This window comes from Ruegeria atlantica (genome assembly GCF_001458195.1).
GTDB classification, from domain to species: Bacteria; Pseudomonadota; Alphaproteobacteria; order Rhodobacterales; family Rhodobacteraceae; genus Ruegeria; species Ruegeria atlantica.
This window is the reverse complement of record NZ_CYPU01000058.1, coordinates 1-2,607: the sequence shown is the minus strand read 5'-3', so window position 1 is coordinate 2,607 and position 2,607 is coordinate 1. Positions and strand designations below refer to the sequence as shown.

The 2,607-nt window shown below is 56.4% G+C and carries 3 protein-coding genes and 1 pseudogene; 2 read left to right on the top strand and 2 right to left on the bottom strand.

Annotated elements, in window-relative coordinates:
* A pseudogene (locus RUA4292_RS24555) lies at positions 1–135 on the top strand (glutamine synthetase); the annotation flags it as partial.
* Between the two features lie 398 nt (positions 136–533).
* Here the strand turns inward: RUA4292_RS24555 and RUA4292_RS16375 are convergent.
* Entirely contained in the window at positions 534–953 is a 420-nt protein-coding gene (locus RUA4292_RS16375; RefSeq protein ID WP_058278577.1) for a group II truncated hemoglobin, read from the bottom strand.
* Between the two features lie 129 nt (positions 954–1,082).
* Here RUA4292_RS16375 and RUA4292_RS16370 point away from each other — a divergent pair, with 129 nt between their 5' ends.
* Positions 1,083–1,928 (top strand): DMT family transporter, encoded by an 846-nt coding sequence (locus RUA4292_RS16370; RefSeq protein ID WP_058278576.1) that lies wholly within the window; start codon positions 1,083–1,085, stop codon positions 1,926–1,928.
* A 79-nt stretch (positions 1,929–2,007) separates the two neighbouring features.
* On the opposite strand, the gene RUA4292_RS16365 is transcribed toward RUA4292_RS16370, so the two are convergent.
* Positions 2,008–2,607: bifunctional 5,10-methylene-tetrahydrofolate dehydrogenase/5,10-methylene-tetrahydrofolate cyclohydrolase (locus tag RUA4292_RS16365; RefSeq protein ID WP_058278575.1), on the bottom strand; the 600-nt coding region annotated here is incomplete at its 5' end.

The window sequence follows — 2,607 nt, the reverse complement described above, 5'->3', positions numbered from 1 at the left end:
GACAAGGACAAGGAACTGAAGGCCATGATGGGTGCCGAGTTCTCATCCGCGTTTCTGAAAATGAAACATCAGGAATGGAACTCTTTCGTCTCTCACTTCTCACGCTGGGAAAAAGACAACACTTTGGACATCTAATCCGGATTGCAAGGTGGCAATTCTGGGCCGCGGCAAAAGCTGCGGCCCCATTTTTTGAGGCCCCAAGTGGCTCGCTAGGAGCGTTCTCAAGTTTCAGCATACGCAAGGCGTGTCTCGGCGCAGTTTGTGACCACATCGCCAAGCATCAAGACGACACGCAAATCATACACTTCTACAAAGAGCAATCTATTCCGCAACTGGACGAATTTGACCTTTTGCGCGTGACGCGCAGCCCGTTGGACGTTTGGGAGTTCAAGGCCAAACCTTTGTTAACACTCGAAAAGAAGACCATCAGAACATGGGTGCATGTTCTCGATCGACCGTATTTTGGAAATAGTCATTGGCATCAGCTTTGATTGGAACCGCAGAACACGTAACGTGATTTCCGCAAAGCGTCTTTACGTATACCCGGCATCTGCTTCCAACCGCCAATCTGGAACGTCATTGACCAGCATAAGCGCAGCCCGGCGAAGCGTCGCGCGCATCTTTTCCACAACCGGGCCGGTCAATTCGCAATCCGCCAATGCGGCATCGAAAGTATCCAGCCAAAGCTCTGCGTCGGCCTTCCGGATGGGAATATGCGCATGGATTTCGCGCAGATCCATGTGGCCGAGACGTTCACGATAATAGGCACGTCCGCCGAGAAACCCGCTGAGAAATTCAAATTGAGCTTGTCTGGTGTGGTTTAGCCCATGTCCCCGAAAATGCAGCCTGTGCAACGAATGCGCAGCCGGCTCCGTTTCCATCCGGTCATAGAAACGCTCGACCAGAGCGCGCAGTTGGGTCTCACCACCAAGTTGCTCTATCGCAGATTCCATGTGCTGCCTTTCTGTATCTCTGGCACCTGAAATATTGCATAACAGGAAAATAAGTTTATCAACAGTGACATTCTGACATACTCATGCTCAGAAGCGGAACTAGGTGAAATCAGTGAGGGAGATGACGGATTGAACGCTCTGGTGCTTGGCCTTTTGGCGGCACTTTGCTGGGGGGTACACGATCTGGCAGTGCGCTATGTCAGCCAGTCTGTCAGTGTGATTGCTTCGCTCATGGCTGTGCTGGTTTCGGGCGTAGTGCTGCAACTTGGTTTGGTTGCGATGATGGGTGAAGTCGACCCAATTCCTGGCACGGCATTGATCAGCGCTGTTGCTGCAGGGGGGTGCTATCTGCTGGCGGGCGTCTGCATGTACGCCGCTTTTCAACGCGGCCCGGTCCGGCTGGTTGCTCCGATTGTTGCAAGCTATCCGGTGTTGTCCGTCTCACTGGCCATCTGGCGCGGCGCAACGGTCAGCCCGCTGCACTGGCTTGCCGTCATCGCGATTGGTGTTGGCGTTTCTGTTGTGGCTGCCCAATCTGAACGCGACGCAACCGAATACCCAGCAGCTGGCCCGACGGTGGTGCTATCGATACTTGCAGCAATCGGGTTCGCCGCCACCTTTGCGCTAGGACAATATGCTACCGAACATAATGACGAAAACTCAATCTCTCTGGTTATTAGGCTGACGGCAGTTTTTGCCCTAGGTATGATCGCCCTAGCATCCCGCAGATCAATCTGGCCCGGCCGGCCGGCTCTGCCTCTTCTCTGTGTCATGGGTGTTCTGGATGCTGTTGCCATCCTTTGCGTGATCGCGGCGGGCGGATTGCCGAATGCGCAATTTGCCTCGGTGACAGCGTCCGTCTTTGGGCTGCTGACCGTTGTGTTGGCTTGGGCAGTCTTGCGTGAAAAGATGGTGCCACGCCAATGGCTTGGATGTTTGGTTGCGTTTGCGGGAATAGGCTATCTGGCGCTCTGAGGCGACCATTCCGAAAGCTCTTTAAAACTAGGTAGTTCCCGTTTCGCTGGGGCGCATTTTTGCGCCCCAACAAAATAGCTCAGGCTGTGAGGCCTTCTGGTTCTGGCAGTTTGTTTGCGCGGCAGCAGGCGGTGAGTGTGTTGGCCAGCAGGCAGGCGATGGTCATGGGGCCTACGCCGCCGGGGACCGGGGTGATGGCGCCGGCGCGTGCTGCGGCGCTGGCATAATCGACGTCGCCGACCAGTTTGTTCTTGCCGTCGCGTTCAATGCGGTTGATGCCCACGTCGATGACGGTCGCCCCTTCCTTGATCCAGTCGCCCGGCACCATTTCGGGGCGGCCAACGGCGGCCACAACGATGTCGGCGCGGCGGACCACGTCGGGCAGATCCTTGGTGCGGCTGTGCGCGATGGTCACGGTGCAGCTGTCGCCCAGCAGCAGCTGCGCCATCGGCTTGCCAACGATGTTCGAGCGTCCGATCACAACCGCATCCATGCCCGACAATGAGCCATGGTGGTCACGCAGCATCATCAGACAGCCCAGCGGGGTGCAGGGCACCATCGATTTCTGACCGGTGCCCAAGAGGCCCACGTTGGAGATATGGAACCCGTCCACATCCTTGGCCGGGTCGATCGAATTGATCACCAGGTCCTCGTTCAGATGCTTGGGCAGCGGCAGTTG

Bases quoted from the DNA above. Each gene is read 5' to 3' on its own strand.
- RUA4292_RS16375 (WP_058278577.1), bottom strand. From the start codon at position 953: ATGGAATCTGCGATAGAGCAACTTGGTGGTGAGACCCAACTGCGCGCT.